This is a genomic window from Rhizobium sophoriradicis (assembly GCF_003939025.1).
In the GTDB taxonomy this organism is placed as follows: domain Bacteria; phylum Pseudomonadota; class Alphaproteobacteria; order Rhizobiales; family Rhizobiaceae; genus Rhizobium; species Rhizobium sophoriradicis.
The window spans coordinates 168,433-184,903 of sequence record NZ_RQIH01000014.1 but is presented as its reverse complement, the minus strand read 5'-3'; the positions used below and the strand labels follow the sequence as shown (position 1 = coordinate 184,903).

Annotated in this window: 18 protein-coding genes; 8 read left to right on the top strand and 10 right to left on the bottom strand. The window is 61.5% G+C overall.

Features of this window, described 5'->3' with window-relative positions:
- Nucleotides 1-134 precede the first annotated feature (134 nt).
- The 4 genes from EFR00_RS23610 to EFR00_RS23595 all read right to left on the bottom strand — a co-directional run bounded on the left by EFR00_RS23610 (nucleotide 135) and on the right by EFR00_RS23595 (nucleotide 2,554).
- Nucleotides 135-686 (bottom strand): DUF2087 domain-containing protein, encoded by a 552-nt coding sequence (locus EFR00_RS23610; RefSeq protein WP_077994742.1) that lies wholly within the window; start codon nucleotides 684-686, stop codon nucleotides 135-137.
- Nucleotides 687-912: 226 nt separating this feature from the next.
- Nucleotides 913-1,752, bottom strand: coding sequence for an SDR family NAD(P)-dependent oxidoreductase (locus tag EFR00_RS23605; protein WP_077994743.1), 840 nt, complete (start codon nucleotides 1,750-1,752; stop codon nucleotides 913-915).
- A 197-nt stretch (nucleotides 1,753-1,949) separates the two neighbouring features.
- On the bottom strand, nucleotides 1,950-2,315 hold the full coding sequence (locus EFR00_RS23600; protein ID WP_077994744.1) for an MmcQ/YjbR family DNA-binding protein: 366 nt from the start codon (nucleotides 2,313-2,315) through the stop codon (nucleotides 1,950-1,952).
- A 38-nt stretch (nucleotides 2,316-2,353) separates the two neighbouring features.
- Complete coding sequence (locus EFR00_RS23595) at nucleotides 2,354-2,554, bottom strand: hypothetical protein (protein ID WP_077994745.1); 201 nt, start codon at nucleotides 2,552-2,554, stop codon at nucleotides 2,354-2,356.
- A gap of 112 nt (nucleotides 2,555-2,666) precedes the next feature.
- On the opposite strand from EFR00_RS23595, the gene EFR00_RS23590 reads away from it, so the two are divergent.
- Nucleotides 2,667-3,563, top strand: a complete 897-nt coding sequence (locus EFR00_RS23590) for a LysR substrate-binding domain-containing protein (protein WP_077994746.1) — start codon at nucleotides 2,667-2,669, stop codon at nucleotides 3,561-3,563.
- A 19-nt stretch (nucleotides 3,564-3,582) separates the two neighbouring features.
- Here the strand turns inward: EFR00_RS23590 and EFR00_RS23585 are convergent, their stop codons facing one another.
- Nucleotides 3,583-4,134, bottom strand: coding sequence for an NUDIX hydrolase (locus tag EFR00_RS23585; protein ID WP_077994747.1), 552 nt, complete (start codon nucleotides 4,132-4,134; stop codon nucleotides 3,583-3,585).
- Nucleotides 4,135-4,230: 96 nt separating this feature from the next.
- Here EFR00_RS23585 and EFR00_RS23580 point away from each other — a divergent pair, with 96 nt between their 5' ends.
- Together EFR00_RS23580 and EFR00_RS23575 are read left to right on the top strand one after the other, a co-directional pair.
- Entirely contained in the window at nucleotides 4,231-4,875 is a 645-nt protein-coding gene (locus EFR00_RS23580) for a DUF47 domain-containing protein (RefSeq protein ID WP_077994748.1), read from the top strand.
- Complete coding sequence (locus tag EFR00_RS23575; RefSeq protein WP_077994749.1) at nucleotides 4,875-5,879, top strand: inorganic phosphate transporter; 1,005 nt, start codon at nucleotides 4,875-4,877, stop codon at nucleotides 5,877-5,879. Before EFR00_RS23580 ends, EFR00_RS23575 begins: the two co-directional genes overlap by 1 nt.
- An 80-nt stretch (nucleotides 5,880-5,959) precedes the next feature.
- Here EFR00_RS23575 and EFR00_RS23570 read toward each other — a convergent pair whose 3' ends face one another.
- Nucleotides 5,960-6,625: a glutathione S-transferase family protein gene (locus tag EFR00_RS23570; RefSeq protein WP_077994851.1), complete on the bottom strand. Its 666-nt coding sequence runs from the start codon at nucleotides 6,623-6,625 to the stop codon at nucleotides 5,960-5,962.
- 201 nt (nucleotides 6,626-6,826) lie between these two features.
- Here EFR00_RS23570 and EFR00_RS23565 point away from each other — a divergent pair, with 201 nt between their 5' ends.
- Nucleotides 6,827-7,066 carry a hypothetical protein gene (locus EFR00_RS23565; protein ID WP_038687613.1) on the top strand — a complete coding sequence of 80 codons (240 nt, stop codon included), beginning with the start codon at nucleotides 6,827-6,829 and terminating at the stop codon, nucleotides 7,064-7,066.
- Between the two features lie 19 nt (nucleotides 7,067-7,085).
- Complete coding sequence (locus EFR00_RS23560) at nucleotides 7,086-7,550, top strand: YbhB/YbcL family Raf kinase inhibitor-like protein (protein ID WP_039618572.1); 465 nt, start codon at nucleotides 7,086-7,088, stop codon at nucleotides 7,548-7,550.
- Between the two features lie 61 nt (nucleotides 7,551-7,611).
- Here the strand turns inward: EFR00_RS23560 and EFR00_RS23555 are convergent, their stop codons facing one another.
- On the bottom strand, nucleotides 7,612-8,979 hold the full coding sequence (locus tag EFR00_RS23555) for a TIGR03808 family TAT-translocated repetitive protein (RefSeq protein WP_077994750.1): 1,368 nt from the start codon (nucleotides 8,977-8,979) through the stop codon (nucleotides 7,612-7,614).
- Nucleotides 8,980-9,208: 229 nt separating this feature from the next.
- On the opposite strand from EFR00_RS23555, the gene EFR00_RS23550 reads away from it, so the two are divergent.
- Nucleotides 9,209-11,506, top strand: coding sequence for a sensor domain-containing protein (locus tag EFR00_RS23550; RefSeq protein ID WP_077994751.1), 2,298 nt, complete (start codon nucleotides 9,209-9,211; stop codon nucleotides 11,504-11,506).
- Between the two features lie 33 nt (nucleotides 11,507-11,539).
- Here the strand turns inward: EFR00_RS23550 and EFR00_RS23545 are convergent, their stop codons facing one another.
- Both EFR00_RS23545 and EFR00_RS23540 read right to left on the bottom strand, forming a co-directional pair.
- Nucleotides 11,540-12,262: a LuxR family transcriptional regulator gene (locus EFR00_RS23545; RefSeq protein ID WP_009996341.1), complete on the bottom strand. Its 723-nt coding sequence runs from the start codon at nucleotides 12,260-12,262 to the stop codon at nucleotides 11,540-11,542.
- On the bottom strand, nucleotides 12,246-12,563 hold the full coding sequence (locus EFR00_RS23540; protein WP_125461964.1) for a hypothetical protein: 318 nt from the start codon (nucleotides 12,561-12,563) through the stop codon (nucleotides 12,246-12,248). The genes EFR00_RS23545 and EFR00_RS23540 overlap by 17 nt, the downstream gene beginning before the upstream one ends.
- Before the next feature lie 184 nt (nucleotides 12,564-12,747).
- Between EFR00_RS23540 and EFR00_RS23535 the strand changes: the two genes are divergently transcribed.
- Entirely contained in the window at nucleotides 12,748-14,538 is a 1,791-nt protein-coding gene (locus EFR00_RS23535) for a methyl-accepting chemotaxis protein (RefSeq protein ID WP_077994752.1), read from the top strand.
- An 18-nt stretch (nucleotides 14,539-14,556) separates the two neighbouring features.
- Here EFR00_RS23535 and EFR00_RS23530 read toward each other — a convergent pair whose 3' ends face one another.
- Complete coding sequence (locus EFR00_RS23530) at nucleotides 14,557-15,528, bottom strand: glycerophosphodiester phosphodiesterase family protein (protein ID WP_077994753.1); 972 nt, start codon at nucleotides 15,526-15,528, stop codon at nucleotides 14,557-14,559.
- Nucleotides 15,529-15,648: 120 nt separating this feature from the next.
- Between EFR00_RS23530 and EFR00_RS23525 the strand changes: the two genes are divergently transcribed.
- Nucleotides 15,649-16,452 carry an alpha/beta fold hydrolase gene (locus EFR00_RS23525; protein WP_077994852.1) on the top strand — a complete coding sequence of 268 codons (804 nt, stop codon included), beginning with the start codon at nucleotides 15,649-15,651 and terminating at the stop codon, nucleotides 16,450-16,452.
- Nucleotides 16,453-16,471: the final 19 nt, after the last annotated feature.

Sequence of the window (16,471 nt, the reverse complement as noted above, 5' to 3'; positions counted from 1 at the left end):
GGCGCCCGATGCATGTCACGCAAAACTGCAGCTGGTGACGGGCAAAAAACTAGACTTAAAGCGCGGCGAATCTAAAGATCGCGACGCGCTTTAAACGACGGTGAGCTCCCGAAAAGGCGCCTCAGCAATGGCGATCAGTTTGCCTGGCGTGAGGAATGCTGACGCAGGATCGTCGCCGCCTGTATCTGCATCGGCCGCTCGACCCGCCTGTAGATGCTGCCGTCGCGCGTCCGGCTCATCAGGCCGAGTTCGCAGAGCTCCCGGCGCAGCAAAGCGTGATCTCCAAACAGGTGCCTGTCGCGGAGAAGAGCGTTGACCTCCTTTTCTGACATTTCCCTTGCGGAGGGAATGCGCGACCAGAGAAGCCAAAGCGCCGTGATCTGGTCCATGCGCCGCGAGGGCCAGCGCATGAGCCGAAGCTCCTCGTCAAAACTGCGTCGAACGCGCTCGATATGCTTGCGATCGATCGCCGCATCGGCAACACGTGCCGGTGTGGGTGGTTCTTTCTCGCTCCCGGAGCCGGTTTTTGCACGCAGGCTCTGGAACTTGCCGTGACCGGCCCTCGCCATCATGTTCAAGAACTGGAGGTGAGAGGGAAGCCCCTCATGTGCGGCGAGCTGCAGGCGCAGCGACTTGGCAAATGCCGACGTGTCGCCCACCGTGAGTGGAATGGGTTTTCTGGACATGACCTATCCTTTGGTCGTGCCGTTCCGGGATGGATTATCGGTGATCGCCCTTCCGACATGGCACGGGATCGGTGTCCATATCTTCGTCATTGTCAGGTTTAGCGTGTTCCGGAGAACGGCGATGCCTGGGTGAACTGCAGACCCGATGCAGCGATATCATCGCGATCCCGATTTTTCAACGGCTTTCAGCTTCGGCAGCTCCGCCTGATGGCCAGCCGAAGCAACTTCAGTCCCGGGCAAAGTCTCCGGCGGAGAGGGGAACCGGCCGGTAGCCGTCGACGTCGGCGATGCCATATTCCCGCGCCAACGCGGCCGCAACCGAGACTGTCCCGGATTTCAACATCAGCGCCGGGTCTCGCCACAGCCCCGCTATGACGTGGCCGATGAACTGAGGCGATTCCGAATTGCTCATGTCGAAATATTCGGCATTCTCAAGAACGGCTTCGGTGCGCACCAGTCCCGGATAGAGCGCGATCGCCGCGACATTGTGAGAGCGCAGCTCATGCGCGAAATCCGCGGCCATCTTGTCGGCGGCAGCCTTGGCGATGCCGTAGATTGCATTGCCCTCGTAGAGCTGAGCCGCCCAGAAGGAAATGTTGACGATCAGGCCTCGTCGCGCCGAGATCATCAGCGGAGCGACCGCCCGCGACATCATGAAAGCCCCTCTCAGCGCAGTGCCGATCATCGCCTCCCATCGCCAGGCCGGCTGCTGCCAGAACGGGTGGGGCCAGGTGAAATCCCCGTCTTCGACCATGTTCTCGTAACCCGGCCAGGCATTGTTCACCAGAATATCGAGCCTGCCGCCCGCCCGTATGGCGTCGGCCACACGCTCGGTGTCGGCCTCCTTGCCGTGATCGCATCGGTGGACGACGATGCGTCCCGGCAGTTTTGCCGCTTCGAGCTCGAGCCCCTCGAGTGAGCCCGCCGATCCGGCTTGCTGTGCCTCTGCCTCGAAACGCGTCCTGGCGGTCACATGCACCGTGAACCCTTCGGCAAGCAAAGCAAGTGCGATGCCGCGGCCAATGCCGCGGCTTGCGCCGGTGACCAAGGCGACGTCGGCGTTCATGCTGGGCCTCCTGGATGGACTGTCGATCGATGCGGAGATGCGTATATTGCCAGAGAGGCTTACCCTGCGCGATCGCTTTTTGCGAGACCGTTGCCTGAAGCAAGGCGCGATCTTTCAGATTCGCTCTCCTGCTTTTTTGCTTCAAAAGATCAGCGCCCACGCCCGCGGTTGCGGCGCCCGCCATCCAGCGCGCCCGCCTATGACTGCGGCTGACGCCCGAAACGATCGGCCAACTTCTTCGGCGCCCGGAACAGCCAGGCGCCGATCAGCCGCAGCCGCAATTCCTCGTCGCCGATCAGGGCGGCGCGTACCGGCAAATACGGCCAGCCGACATAATGATCGGTCTGGAAGTAGATCTCGGGTGCCATTTCCAGGAGGTGATCCTTGTCGTCGAGCGAAATCGAGATGACGATCGTCTCGGGGTTTTTCACCGCCACAAAACTCTTGCCGGCAGCCTTCAGCGCCGGATTGCCGTAGGAGGTGCTCTCCTCGACCGCGGGCAGGCCGCCCTCCGCCGCCAGCCGCTTCAAGCGCCCGAAGATAAGGTCGACTTCGCCGGCCATTGTCCCGCCCCTTTTTTCGGGGGAAACTTAGCACGATGTCACGCGCATTTCGCCAGGGGCGGTTTCGCCTCTGCATGAAAACCGGTCTCCGCCCCAAGCGGCAGATCGGCGATTTCGCGCAGCGACATGCGCTCGACCTCTGGATGGCGCAGCGGATCCTCCTCCCAGGTCGGGGTATTGGCAGGTTGCGTCCTGCTGATAGCACCAATAGGCTTCAAGAAAAACTTCAGAAACGACACGGCAGGCCTCGCTTTCTCCAGCGGTGCTGGGTCATGATCGTATGCTGTAATCTCGGCTTACTTGGGCGGAATTTCAATTGAGTTTACCGCGGCGCTGCTATAGAAAAACTATATGAAGAACCTCAACACGGTCCATCTCAACGGCCTCAGGGCGCTGGAGGCGGTCGGCCGTCTCGGCTCGCTGCAGGCGGCCGCCGAAGAGCTTGGCGTCTCGGTCGGCGCCGTCAGCCAGCAGGTGATCAAGGCTGAGGCACAGCTGGGGCAGGTGATCTTCGAGCGCACCGCTCGCGGCATGATCGCCACCGAAGCCGGCCGGCCGGTGCTTTCAGCACTCGACGAGGGTTTCGCCCGACTTTCGGCGGCGGTGTCGATCGCCAGCCGCAAGGACGATACGATCCTGACCATCTCGGTCGCCCCGGTCTTTGCCGCCCGCTGGCTCGTCTGCCGGCTCGACCGCTTCGCCGAGCGCCATCCCGACATTAAGCTGCGGCTGGATGCGACGACCAATCTCGTCAAACCCGCTCTCGGCGATGTCGATATCGGCATCCGCGTCGGTACTGGCAGATGGCCTGACGTGAAGGCCGAGCTGCTGCTGCAACAGGAGGTCTTTCCGGTCTGCTCGCCCGAGATGGCGGCGACATTGAAAGAGCCCGCCGATATCCTGACATTGCCTGCCATCATCGATGGCCGCGCCATGTTCAGCTGGGAAGTCTGGATGCGGGAAGCGGGACTGTCGGGCGCGACGCTTGCGACGCGCCATGTCTTCAACGACGCCTCGCTCTGCCTCGATGCGGCGATCGCCGGCCAGGGCGTCATGCTTGCCTGGCAGACCCTCGCCCACTTTGCGCTTGCCGAAGGTCGGCTGGCGGCCCCGTTCGGCATCCGCGCAAAGACCGGCTTCGGCCATTATTTCATCACCGCCGAGGGTGCGCGTGAGCCCAAGAAGGTCAGGGATTTCAAGGCCTGGATCCGTCAGGAAATGGCCGGCACGCTGACGCTGTTCCGATAGCCTGTAATCGGCCTTTGCCTCATCCTTCCGGGTTTAATTTGTTACGGGCGGCCTTCTTGCGACCGCGAACCTTGAAGTCCACGAGCAGCGATTTGAGTTCGATCTCGCGAACACGTCTTGCCGCCTCATCGGGGCTGACCCATGCCAGAACCCGCTGGCCGTGCTCCTTGAAGCCGTCGCTGATCTCGGTGACCTCAACCTGGAACACGTCGACGATGCAGGGGACGACGTCGCCATCGTCCAATTCTTTTAGATAGGTATAGTGGCCGACCGGTTTCTTCCTCACCGCTCCGCTCACGCCGGCCTCCTCCCAGGCTTCGATTGCCGCCGCTTCGAAAGGCTTTTTGCCTTTCATCGGCCATCCCTTCGGAATAACCCAGCGCGCGCTTTCGCGCGATGTAATCACCAGAATCTCAATCCCGGCACCACCTTTAGCGTGGCGGAAGCAGAGCGCGCCGTACTGTTGGCGAAAGGCGCCGGAGAACAACTTGGCCGGGACGGCGGCAAGCTGCCGTAGCAATGGCTGAGACTTGTCCGGTCGGGGCTTGCTGCGTTTTTTTGCGGACTTCATGGCGATGAGTGTGCCGAATTTGCCTGTTGCTTCACCAGTCCGGGCGTGTTTATGACAGATTTATGACAATCAGCCGCACGAGGAAGGTCCGCTGGCATGATGAGCATTTTTCGCAGGCTGATGCCACGGGAAGATAAGTTCTTCGAAATGTTTTCCACCCACTCGAGAACCGTCGTTGCTGCGGCGCACGCCTTGGACGAACTTTTGAAAGGCAATGACGTCGAGAAAAACTGCAAACGCATCGTCGTCTTGGAAAGCGAAGCCGACGACGTCACCCGCGAGGTTCTCCTCGCCGTCCGTCGAAGCTTCATCACACCTTTTGACCGTGGCGACATCAAGGACCTGATCCAGTCGATGGATGATGCAATCGACATGATGCATAAGACGGTCAAGACTATCCGCCTGTTCGAGCAGTCGAGCTTCGATCCGCTCATGCAGCAGATGGGCGGCGAAATCGTCAAGGCTGCGAAGTTGATCGCCGAAGCGATACCGCTTCTCAACAGGGTGGGCGCCAATGCGCAGCGTCTTTCCGCCATTGCGGAAGAGGTTACGCGGGTGGAAGGCCGTTCCGACGAACTCTATGACCAAGGACTGAAGGAGCTGTTCTTGCATCATGGCGCTGCCGGCAATGCGATGGCCTACCTGATCGGCAGCGAAATCTACGCGGAGCTGGAGAAAGTCGTCGACCGCTTCGAGGATGTCGCCAATGAGATCAGCGGCATCCTCATCGAGAACGTCTGATGGATGCGTCTCTCGCTTTCCCGCTGCTCGCCGGCCTGGTTCTTGTCGCCCTTTTCTTCGACTTTCTCAACGGCCTCCACGATGCGGCCAATTCCATCGCCACTATCGTGTCGACCCGCGTGCTTCGACCACAATATGCAGTCGCCTGGGCGGCATTCTTCAACTTCATTGCCTTCCTGTTTTTCGGCTTGCATGTGGCTGAGACGCTGGGGACCGGCATCATCGACCCAGCGATCGTATCGCCGCAAGTGATCTTCTCCGCGCTGATGGGGGCGATCATCTGGAACATCCTCACCTGGATCTTCGGAATTCCGTCCAGCTCGTCGCATGCGCTTATCGGCGGACTGGTGGGCGCCGGTTTGGCCAAGGTGGGCTTCAGCGCGATTGTCTGGAGCGGGCTTCTCAAGACGGTCGGCGCGATTTTCCTTTCCCCGGCCATCGGCTTCTTCCTGGCGCTGCTGCTGGTGCTCACCGTCTCGTGGTCGTTCATTCGGCAGACGCCCTTTGCGGTCGATCGGACCTTTCGCGTGATGCAGTTCGTTTCAGCATCGCTCTATTCGCTCGGCCACGGCGGAAACGATGCGCAGAAGACGATGGGCATCATCTCAGTGCTCCTGTTCAGCCAGGGATATCTCGGCTCGACCTTCTACGTGCCGTTCTGGGTTGTCATTTCCTGCCAAGCGGCGATGGCGCTCGGAACGCTCTTTGGCGGTTGGCGGATCGTTCATACCATGGGGTCGAAAATCACGCGGCTCAATCCGATGCAGGGGTTCTGCGCCGAGACGGGCGGTGCATTGACGCTATTCGGGGCGACTTGGCTCGGCATTCCCGTCTCGACCACGCACACCATCACCGGCGCAATCATCGGAGTGGGCGCTGCACGCCGTGTTTCAGCCGTGCGCTGGGGGCTGGCTGGCAACATCGTGATCGCCTGGATTGTCACGATGCCGGCGGCTGCAGCGGTGTCTGCATCCTTCTACGGTCTGGCATCGCTGCTGCAATAGAAGGTGGTGATGTCAGCCGGTGCCGGCCTGAATTCCGGATCGTGCCCGAGCGCACGGGACGCTGAATTCTACCGTCGCCCTCAGACCTCGACCGGTTCCTTGCTGCGGGCCGCCTGCATTGCCTTGTAGGCGGGGCGGGACTGGCAGCGCTCGATCCACGCCTTGATGTTCGGATGCGCATCGAAAAGCTCTGCCTCGCTCTGGGCATAACGCAGCACCTCGGCGAGGTTGAGGTCAGCGACAGTGAAGCGGTCGCCGACGATCCATTGCCGGCCTGAAAGCTGGCCTTCGAGCGCCGCGAGCGGCCGGCGCAGGCCATAACATGCGGCGGCGATGGTTTCCTTGCCCTCGGCGCTGTTTTCGAGGCCGTTATCATAGGTCAGCACGATCCTGACCGAATGCAGCTCGACCTGGGAGGCCGCCCAGACCGTCCACATCGTCAGCAATCCGTCTTCCTCGACGGTTTGTCCGGAAAGCGGCCCGCCGTGTTTGCGAGCGAGGTAGAGAGTGATCGCCAGTGATTCGTGCATGACGAAGTCGCCGTCGCGAATGCTGGGGATCTGCGCCATTGGGTTGACGGCGGTGAAATCGGCCGAGTGCGTGTTGAGCGGCGCTTCTGCGGCGAGCGGATCGGCGAGCCGCCTGGCCTGCAGCACCGGCACCGAGCGGAACTCGAGCCCGAGCTCTTCCGCCACCCAGTAAACGCGCGAGGCGCGCGATCGATAGACCCCATAGATTGTCAGCATGACCATATCCCCTCGATGTGTCGGGAGAAATCGTAAACGCCGCACCTCCCGCGGAAAAGCCTCCGCCACTGATGGGACGATGAAAGCTTTTGATACGCCCGGGCTGGCGGAACAATGCGTAGGCCAGCGGGTTCGAGCCTCAGAGGCTGGCGCCGTCAAGGCGTCGAAAGCAGGAGTGCGTTCTCAGCAAGGAGGAATGTCATGACGGGGAAGAAGACGCATGAACAGCAGCTTCGCGTCATCGAAAAACGCGAGAAGACGGCAAATGCCGGTGAGGATTTCGATGCCGCAGCAGATCTGCAGCGCAATCCACAGGCGAGGCAGGCGCATCGCAAGGGAGGCGATCTGAAGCCGGATCCGGATACCGGAAACGACGATCGCGCGATCATGCGCGGCCGCAACCAGGAAAGCGAGCATAAGAAGGGAAGAGGCCGTCCCTGAGGAGACAAAGGAGAATGTCATGACTTTGACATTGATCAGCAAAGCCTTCGCGCAGGATCAGCCAATCCCTAAGAAATATGCGCGCGCGGGCGAGAATCTCTTTCCGCCGCTTGCCTGGAGCGGCGCCCCCGACGAGACCAGGAGCTTTGCTCTGGTGGTCGAGGATCCGGATGCCCCTCGTGGCACCTTCCGCCACTGCGGTATCGCCAATATCCCGGCGCAGTGGACTGAGCTTGCCGAAAGCGTCGACACCGCACCCGAACAGGCGCCGCGCTTCTACAAGAACGATTTCGGCAATGCCCGCTACGACGGCCCGCAACCGCCGGCCGGCGATCGCCCGCATCATTATATCTTCCGCCTCGCCGCCCTCGACGTGCCGAAGCTTCTGACACCCGATGCCGCCGGCATCAGCGCCATGTGGGCGGAGGCAAAGAAACATGCCTTGGCGGAAGCGACCATCACCGGCACCTATCAGACGCAGTGACGACACTATGAATTCAAGTGCGTGAGGTCTTACCGCCGGCGGTCGAAAGCCGCCCCGTCCGTCAGGACATGCGGTTGCGCTCGATGGTGAGCTGCGCATAGGGCGAGCCGCCGTTCGCCAGCTCGCCGGAGACTTTTTTCTCCCACTCGAAGCCGAGAACCGCGCCGCCGGTGGTTTCTTGGAAAACATTGTCGGTGATGACGGCGGTGCCGGCGCCGTCGGCCACCGAGACGGCGCAACCGACCGGGGCCTTGCGCACGACATTGCCGCTGACGACGACATTGCGCAGATAGGCGCCCCAGCCGATCTGCATTCCCCAGCGCGGCGCGCCTTCGATCACATTGCCCGACACCAGCGTATCGGCCTCCGCCGCGATACCGATGCCGAAGCCGACCTCGTGCTGGTAGGGGCCCTTCAGCGTCAGGTTGCGCACGACATTGCCGGTGACGCTGGAGAGCCTGCCGCCTTCGTCAAAATTGGCGATCGAGATGCCGTTGGCCGCCCCGTCGATCATGTTGGCGGACACAACCGCACCCTCGAAGGCGAATTCGACATAGATCGCCGTCTCGCCGGAGCGGCGGCACTGGTTGCTGTTGATCTGGATGTCCGAGGCCGAGTTGGCGCGGATTGCCGTAAAGGCGCAATCGGAGATATGGTTGTTCACCACCATCACGCCGTCGGCGCGGAAGATGTTGATGCCATTGCCGTTCTGGCCGGTGCCGCCGTCATTGGCGTGGATATTGGAAATGCGGTTGCCGGAAACGACCGTGCCGTCTTCCGCCTTCTTCCAGCGATGCACGAGAATGCCGCCATTGCCGCAATCGGCGATCGTGTTTCCGATGACCGAAAGATTGGCGGAATCGATCGCGTAAAGCCCGGATTGAGCCGCACCCGAGATTCGGCTGCGTTCGATCCGCCCGCCGCAGCGCTCCAGCTGCAGGCCGTGCTTGCGGCTGCCTGCTATCTCGCAATTGTCGATCAGCACCTCGTCGACGCCGGTAAATTGCACGAGCCCGCCGGCATAATCCCCGAGCCAGCGGTTGCCGCCATCGATGACGAGATTGGAAAGCTCGATGCGCCGCACATTTTCGGCCGCAAACAGGTGGCCTTCGCCGGAATAGACGATCCGCGAAGCACCCGGCACGCCCGTGATGCGGGTGTTGTCGGGCAAAGTGAGATTGGAGATCCGGTATGTGCCGGGAGGCAGAAAGACCGGCACATTCTCGGCGGCCGCCTGTTTGATCATCTGCTCCAGGTTGCGGGCCTTGCGGTCGCCGCTTTCGGGAATGGCGCGATATTCCACCGCGTCGATCGCACCGCGCAGATCGGGCTGGGCGGCGGCCGTCAGCGGTGAGGCAAACGCGCGCGATGTCCCGCCCGCAACCGCCGAGGCGGCGAGAAAGAGAAGCATGTCGCGGCGTGAAGGCATTCGGGCGCTTGTCATGGCCTGCCCGTAGCAGGAAACGTGCCATCCCGCCTGTCCTCTTTTGGCACAGACTTTTCCCTGGCGCGCGAAATTGCGCTTGCAGGCGGGGTTGAGGGCAGGATCTCGCCGCTTATTTTGGCGTGTTGTTCACTCTATCACTTAAGCAAGCCGAAGGACTTCGGGACTACTTTGAAGGGAAATGACGATTGCGGGGCCGGGGAGAAATGGCGTCATGCACGAAACGAGTGCCAGGCGATGGGAATCGCCCGAGGCTCTGACGGCCGAGACGCGGCGCTTCGTCGCCGCGACCGAGGCGATGATGGCCTCGAGCGCCCACCACCTCTCCGATGGCGTCGAGAACCTGCGCCTGAAGGCGATCATCCACGAACTGCCCGATTTCCTCTACGTCAAGGATCGCGACAGCCGCTTCGTCTTCGCCAACGCCGTCACCGCCAGCAACCTTGGCTTCAAGAGCGCCGATGAGATCACCGGCAAGCGCGATTTTGACCTGTTCGAATTCGAGGTGGCGCGCCGTCATTTCGACATTGAGCAGCAGATCATGGCGACCGGCCAGGCCCGGATCGACATGGAGGAAACGGTCGTTCTTCCCGGCAGCCCCAGGCCGGTCTGCCGGCTGACGTCGAAGATTCCGCTGCGCAACGATCGCGGCGAAATCATCGGGTTGATCGGTGTTTCCCGCGATATCACCGAACGCAAGCTCCAGGAAGATCTCCATCGCGGCCAGGCGAAACTGCTCGAAATGATCGCCCGCAACGAGCCGTTGCCGATGATCCTCGAAGCGCTGGTGCTGATGATCGAGGCGCAGCTGACCGGCATCGACGGATCGGTGCTGCTGCTCGACAGCGAGGGCACCAGGCTCTATCACGGGGCAGCTCCCAATCTGCCCGGCGGCTACAGCCGCCTGATCGACGGCGTCACCATCGGCCCCAAGGTCGGCTCCTGCGGCACGGCCGCCTGGCGCGGCCAGACCGTGATCGTCGAAGACGTGATGAGCGATCCGCTCTGGGAGGATTTCCGCGCGCTGATTGCCCCCTTCGGCTTCCGCTCCTGCTGGTCGACGCCGATCGCCACCTCTGAGAATAATGTGCTCGGCACCTTCGCCCTCTATTCCAGGGAAGTCCGCCGTCCCAGCGAGCATGAGATGAAGCTGGTGGCGCTCGCCACGCACATCGCCGGCATCGCCATCGAGCGCAAGCGCGTCGATGACCGCATCCATTTCATGGCTCATCATGATGATTTGACCGGCCTGCCGAACCGCGCCTTCCTGAAGGAAAGGCTGGCCAGCATCCTCGATCAGGCCCGGCGCAACAATCGCAAGGTCACCGTCGCCTATATCGATCTCGACAATTTCAAGGACGTCAATGACGGCCGCGGCCACGCCGCCGGCGACGAAGTGCTGAAGGAGATCGCCACCCGCATGGCCAACAGCGTCCGCGCCTCGGATATGGTGGTGCGGCTCGGCGGCGACGAATTCCTCGTGGTGCTCGTCCACCAGTCGAGCCACGACGCCGGCATCGCGCGGCGCCTGCGCGAATTGCAGAAGGCGATCAACCGGCCGATGCGCGGCGAGAGCGGTGACATCGCCATCACCTCGAGTATCGGCGTTGCCGCCTTCCCCGTCGACGGCGCAACCGCCGAAGAGCTCCTCGCCAATGCCGATCGCGCCATGTACCGGGCCAAGCAGCTCGGCCGCAATACGCTGCAGCATCACGATGGCGCCGGCACACCGGTCGGCATGCCGCTCGGCGAGCAGGAGGAGCTCCACCAGGCGATAACAGGCGATCAGCTGTTCCTCGAATATCAGCCGCAGGTCGATGTCGCCACCGGCCGCATCACCGGCATCGAGGCGCTGGTCCGCTGGAACCATCCGGCCAAGGGCAGGGTGCCGCCGGTCAATTTCATCCCGCTCGCCGAAGAGACCGGCCTCATCGTTCCCCTCGGGCTCTGGGTGCTGAACGAGGCCTGCCGCCAGGCGCGCGCCTGGCAGGATTTGGGCCTGACGCCGCTGACGATCGCCGTCAACGTCTCGGCCAAGCAATTCGCCGATCCGGATTTCGCAAGCCATGTCGCCGAGGCGCTGGAGCGCCACGGCCTGCAATCCCATTGGCTGGAGCTCGAGGTCACCGAAAGCGTGGTGATGCAGGATGCCGAACGCGCGCTTGCGATGATGGCATCGCTGCGGGCGCTCGGTGTGCGCCTGTCGATCGACGATTTCGGCTCCGGCTATTCCAGCCTTGCGGCGCTGAAGACCTTCCCCTTCGACCGGCTGAAGACGGATCGTTCGCTGGTCGAGGCGCTGCCGGGCGACAAGACCGCCGTCGCCATCGCCTCGGCGGTGATTTCGCTGGCGCAGACGCTGAAGCTTTCGGTGCTTGCCGAAGGCGTCGAAACCGATGCCCAGATGGATTTCCTGCGGCAGGCGCATTGCGAGGAGGCGCAGGGTTATCGCTTTTCCAAGCCCGTCTCTCCGGAAGAGATCCCGGCATTGCTGCGGGCGCGGGACCTCTGAACGTCATTTCATAAGCCTGCTGATCGCCGCAATCTAAACCCGAATGATATTGAGACGCAGAGCGCTGACGACCGCCTGTGTTCTCGTCGTGCATCCGAGCTTCTTGATCACGCTGCCGATATGATTGTTGACCGCATTTTCGGTGAGATCGAGAAGCTTTGCAATTTCGTTGCCCTTCCTGCCGCCGGCGGTGAGCCTGAGACAGTCCAGTTCGCTCCGCGTAAACTCGATGGGTTTGTGCTTCTCGTTCAATGTGAGCTGCGAGAGCCGGTCATAGATGAGCGTGGCGATGAACAGGAGCTTCGCCATTTCGATCATGCTGAAATTCCGAGAACCCGAAATCGACATGGAGCCACGTCCGCCCGCCGCGTCGTGAACGGGGAAATAGGCCCCTTTTTCCATGCCATATCGGTTGAACAGCTCGATGACCGTCGACTTCTTGCCTCCTCCACGATTGGTATTGATCGCTTCGACATCATAGTTGAAGGGGCTGGTCGACCTCATCATCCGGCGGATGACCGGGCTGTCGATCATCAGATTATGGGCATCATAGTAATCCACCATTTCCGCCGGCCAATTGGTGATGATCTTGGTCGCGCCGATCTCAACTATGTCGACCGTCGGCAGTGTCATGAACAGGAAAGCATTCATTCCAAGGTCCTGTGTGAGGCCCTTCATATATTTGAACACTTCGTAATGCGTCTTGAAGCCTGCAGCGACTTCCTCAATTCGATTGAACTCATCCTCGAGCATCATGTCTTTCTCCGATCAACAATCGCATCCAGCGCTTCGCGGCTGACGTGTCCAGCAATCCGGCCGTATCGGAAAATGATTCTGCACGCTCGACGGACGATGGAATATGCACTTGTAGCGGGAAAACAGAAAGGCCGTTCAGCGCCGGACATACGAAGATAAGGGGCGGATGATTGCTTAACAAAGAGTAAACCGTTCTTAGAATTTTCAGGGCAGGCAAAGGTGAAAAAACGCTGTCTTCACGCTCGGAATCCCCGCCGGCACATGCTGTGCCGAAGCCGACCCTCCGAAAATCTTTGTTCAAATAACTGATTTTATTTGTAATTCTTCTGCCTTTGTGCCGGGGCGCGGGGGCTCCTGTTGGGCGAAGGTGGGGTTAATGGAAACTTAAAGAATTTACCGGATTCTATTCCCAGATCGCTCATCCAACGCAAGTCCGGTGGGGTCGCGGCAGTCATTCGCTTAAGAGCTGAGTTAAGGGGAACAGCATGAAGACACTAGGATTCGGCTTCGGTTCGGATGCCAAGGCCGTACTGGCGGCGATGAGCAGGTCACAGGCCATCATCGAATTTGACCTCACCGGCAAGATTCTGACGGCCAACGCCAATTTCTGCGCCGCGCTCGGTTACGAATTGTCAGAGATTGTCGGCCAGCACCACCGGATGTTCGTCGAGCCGGCAGAAGCCTCGTCGGCCGACTATCGCGAGTTTTGGGCAAAGCTCAGACGAGGCGAGTTTGATCAGCGCCAATACAAGCGCATCGGCAAGGGCGGCAGGGAAATCTGGATTGAAGCTTCCTATAATCCCGTCTTCAGTGGCGGAAAGCCGTATAAAGTGGTGAAATTCGCGACCGATATCACCAAGCAGAAACTGCAGAGCGCCGAAGATGCCGGCAAGTTAAACGCGCTGTCGCGCGCCCAGGCTGTTATCGAATTCACGCCGAAAGGAGAGATTCTGACGGCGAACGAGAATTTCCTGTCGGCGCTCGGCTATCAGCTTGCCGATATCCAGGGCCGCCACCATTCCATGTTCTGCGAGAGCGCCTATGCAAACAGCGAGGATTATCGGCGGTTCTGGGAGCGCCTGGCAGCGGGTGAATTCGTGGCGGATGAGTTCCTGCGCATCGGCAAGGGCGGCAAAAGGATCTACATCCAGGCCACCTACAATCCGATCCTCGACATGAACGGCAGGGTGTTCAAGGTCGTCAAATTCGCGACTGACGTTACTGCCCGCGTCAACAATGTCGATCAGCTGGCGGCGTCTTTGATGGGCCTGGCCGGCGGCGATTTGACCCAGGAGGTCGCAACGCCATTCATTCCGACACTGGAAAGGCTCCGCACCGATTTTAATGCAGCGGCCACCAAGCTGCGCACAGCGATGCAGGTCGTGGCTCAAAACGCAACGGGCATCGCTGCCAGCGCCCAGCAGGTTCGTTCAGCCTCCGACGATTTGTCGAAGCGTACGGAACAGCAGGCGGCTTCCGTCGAGGAAACCGCAGCCGCCCTTGAAGAGATCACCACAACGGTCTCTGATTCGAGCAACCGCGCCCAGGAAGCCGGCCAGCTGGTTCGAAGAACTCGCGAGAATGCCGAGCGTTCCGGCGCGGTGGTCCGCAGCGCCGTCGATGCGATGGGCAAGATCGAGACATCGTCCGCAGAGATCGGCAACATCATCGGCGTCATCGACGAAATCGCCTTCCAGACCAATCTCCTGGCGCTGAACGCGGGCGTCGAGGCGGCGCGCGCGGGCGATGCCGGCAAGGGGTTTGCGGTGGTCGCGCAAGAGGTTCGCGAGCTTGCTCAGAGATCGGCCAAGGCGGCAAAGGAGATCAAGGAGCTGATCGGGGCCTCCAACGAGCATGTGAAGAGCGGAGTGACGCTGGTCGGCGAAACCGGCAAGGCTCTCGAAGAGATCGTCGCCCAGGTTCAGCAGGTCAACAGCAATGTTCTTGCGATCGTCGAGAGTTCAAAGGAGCAGGCGACGGGGTTGAAGGAAATCAACACCGCGGTCAACACCATGGACCAGGGCACGCAGCAGAACGCCGCTATGGTCGAGGAATCGACGGCTGCCGCACATAGCCTCGCCAAGGAAGCCGACGCGCTTTTCCAGCTGCTGGGCCAGTTCAATATCGGCGGCCCAGCCTCACGCCAGCAGCGCCCCGCCGTGGCAACTGCCGCTTCCAGGCCCGTCGCATCGGCGCCGCGGGCAATGGCTGCAAAAGTGGGCGCAGCCTTCCATGGCAACGCGGCAGTCGCCGGCGGCGACTGGGAGGAGTTCTGAGGCGAGTGGCGCTCCGCCTCATTCCAGGAGCCGTCCGATCGTCTCGATCTCATTCGTCCAAATGCCTGCCGCATAGTTTTGCGGCAGTCGCGCCAACTGCGCGGGGTCCTCGATACCGGTGGAAAATTCACCGCCTCGATAAGGGCCGAGCACGAAAACTTCGGTGCCGGCATCCGCCATCCGGTTGAGGAAACGGTCCGGCCAGCCCCAGAGCCAGGGCGCGATATTGATCGGCACCAGCATCATCCGCTGCTTGCAGGCATCCGGTAGCAGGCTGGTCCAGCCATAGCCGATATAGCCGGTGAGGCAGCCCTTCAGGCTCTGGCGCGAGGCGGTCTTGATATCGGGCACGCGCCGGCGGATGACGTCGATCGGTTCGTCGCCGCCGTAGACGATGATCTCGGCCCGTCGCCCGGTGGAAAGCCCGTTGAGCACGACGGCGAGCTTTTCGCCCTCGGACGGATCGCGGCTCTTGACGTTGATGAGGAAACGCCGATCCGGAAAGGTCGACAGCACTTGCGCCAGCGTCGGCATCATGCCGATGCCGCGGCCGCGGAACGGAAAGGTCTTGCCGCCATCGGCGGTGTAGCCATAGCCGATGTCGAGCTTCCGCATCTCCTCCATCGAATGCTCGCGAGTGACACCGTGGCCGTCGGTGCGGCAGTCGAGCGTCCAGTCGTGAAAGACGGCGAATTGCCCGTCCGTCGTCGGGTGCACGTCAATCTCGACGATATCGGCGCCGGCCGCAAAGCCCGCCTGCATCGAGGGGATGGTATTTTCGAGATAATCATGTTTCGGCGGCAGCATGCGGCTCGCCGTGCAGGTGTCATTCTTCAAATCGGTCTCGTCGAAGCGTTGGGCGATGCCGCGATGGGCGAGCAGCACCGGCTTACCCGAACGGTGCTCCGCCAAAAGGCTGGTATTGTTGAGGTAGATCCCGGCCGCGGCGAGCGCGATTGCGCCGGCGCAATAGAAAAGCCTCCTGCCCATGTTGCTCCCCCTGATTGCATCGAAGGACGCAACAGCTAGAAAGCGATTCCGGTTGTTCTTGGGCTGTTTTCCGGCTTTTCTATGCTGGCCGCCTATAAACCCGAAAGGACTGTCATCGCCATGGAACGACACGACGACGAGCTCATCCATTTCGAAGCCCAAGGCGCTGCCCCCTTGCCGCCGGCCGCAGTCGAAGGCCATGTCGGGCGCGAGGGCGCCCGCATCTGGTATGCGAGCTACGGCGCCGGGCCGGCCGTCATCCTGCTGCACGGCGGCCTCGGTCATAGCGGCAACTGGGGCTATCAGGTCCCGGCGCTGCTCCAAGGTGGCCGCCGCGTCGTGCTGATCGACAGCCGCGGTCATGGCCGCAGCACGCGCGATGCCCGTCCCTATACCTATGAGCTGATGGCCGCCGACGTCCTTGCGGTCATGGACGAACTCTCTCTGGAACAGGCGGCATTCGTCGGCTGGAGCGACGGCGCCTGCATCGCCCTGATCCTCGCCGCGGCGGCGCCGTCGCGTGTCGAGGGCGTGTTCTTCTTCGCCTGCAACATGGATCCGAGCGGCACGCTGGAATTTAATCCGACGCCGGTCATCGACCGATGCTTCAGCCGTCACGCCAAGGATTATGCGGCATTGTCCGCCACGCCGGACGATTTCAATGGCTTCGTCGAGGCGGTGAGCCTGATGATGCGCACGGAGCCGAATTATCAGGCCGAAGACCTCGGCCGCATCGGCGTGCCGGTTGCGATCGTGCTCGGCGAACACGACGAGTTCATCAAGCCCGAGCATGCCGAATATCTCGCCCGCAGCATTCCAGACGCTCAGATGATCTATCTCAGGGGCGTCAGCCACTTTGCGCCGCTGCAGCGGCCGGCCGAGTTCAACGCCGCAGTGCTGTCCTTCCTCGACGGGCTTCCTTGATGAATCGCTCCCTCTGGCC

What these genes read in the sequence shown, in the direction of transcription:
- EFR00_RS23610 (WP_077994742.1), bottom strand. Translation starts at nt 686, where the DNA reads ATGTCCAGAAAACCCATTCCACTCACGGTGGGCGACACGTCGGCATTT.
- EFR00_RS23605 (WP_077994743.1), bottom strand. Translation starts at nt 1,752, where the DNA reads ATGAACGCCGACGTCGCCTTGGTCACCGGCGCAAGCCGCGGCATTGGC.
- EFR00_RS23600 (WP_077994744.1), bottom strand. Translation starts at nt 2,315, where the DNA reads ATGGCCGGCGAAGTCGACCTTATCTTCGGGCGCTTGAAGCGGCTGGCG.
- EFR00_RS23590 (WP_077994746.1), top strand. Translation starts at nt 2,667, where the DNA reads ATGAAGAACCTCAACACGGTCCATCTCAACGGCCTCAGGGCGCTGGAG.
- EFR00_RS23585 (WP_077994747.1), bottom strand. Translation starts at nt 4,134, where the DNA reads ATGAAGTCCGCAAAAAAACGCAGCAAGCCCCGACCGGACAAGTCTCAG.
- EFR00_RS23580 (WP_077994748.1), top strand. Translation starts at nt 4,231, where the DNA reads ATGATGAGCATTTTTCGCAGGCTGATGCCACGGGAAGATAAGTTCTTC.
- EFR00_RS23575 (WP_077994749.1), top strand. Translation starts at nt 4,875, where the DNA reads ATGGATGCGTCTCTCGCTTTCCCGCTGCTCGCCGGCCTGGTTCTTGTC.
- EFR00_RS23570 (WP_077994851.1), bottom strand. Translation starts at nt 6,625, where the DNA reads ATGCTGACAATCTATGGGGTCTATCGATCGCGCGCCTCGCGCGTTTAC.
- EFR00_RS23565 (WP_038687613.1), top strand. Translation starts at nt 6,827, where the DNA reads ATGACGGGGAAGAAGACGCATGAACAGCAGCTTCGCGTCATCGAAAAA.
- EFR00_RS23560 (WP_039618572.1), top strand. Translation starts at nt 7,086, where the DNA reads ATGACTTTGACATTGATCAGCAAAGCCTTCGCGCAGGATCAGCCAATC.
- EFR00_RS23555 (WP_077994750.1), bottom strand. Translation starts at nt 8,979, where the DNA reads ATGCCTTCACGCCGCGACATGCTTCTCTTTCTCGCCGCCTCGGCGGTT.
- EFR00_RS23550 (WP_077994751.1), top strand. Translation starts at nt 9,209, where the DNA reads ATGCACGAAACGAGTGCCAGGCGATGGGAATCGCCCGAGGCTCTGACG.
- EFR00_RS23545 (WP_009996341.1), bottom strand. Translation starts at nt 12,262, where the DNA reads ATGATGCTCGAGGATGAGTTCAATCGAATTGAGGAAGTCGCTGCAGGC.
- EFR00_RS23535 (WP_077994752.1), top strand. Translation starts at nt 12,748, where the DNA reads ATGAAGACACTAGGATTCGGCTTCGGTTCGGATGCCAAGGCCGTACTG.
- EFR00_RS23530 (WP_077994753.1), bottom strand. Translation starts at nt 15,528, where the DNA reads ATGGGCAGGAGGCTTTTCTATTGCGCCGGCGCAATCGCGCTCGCCGCG.
- EFR00_RS23525 (WP_077994852.1), top strand. Translation starts at nt 15,649, where the DNA reads ATGGAACGACACGACGACGAGCTCATCCATTTCGAAGCCCAAGGCGCT.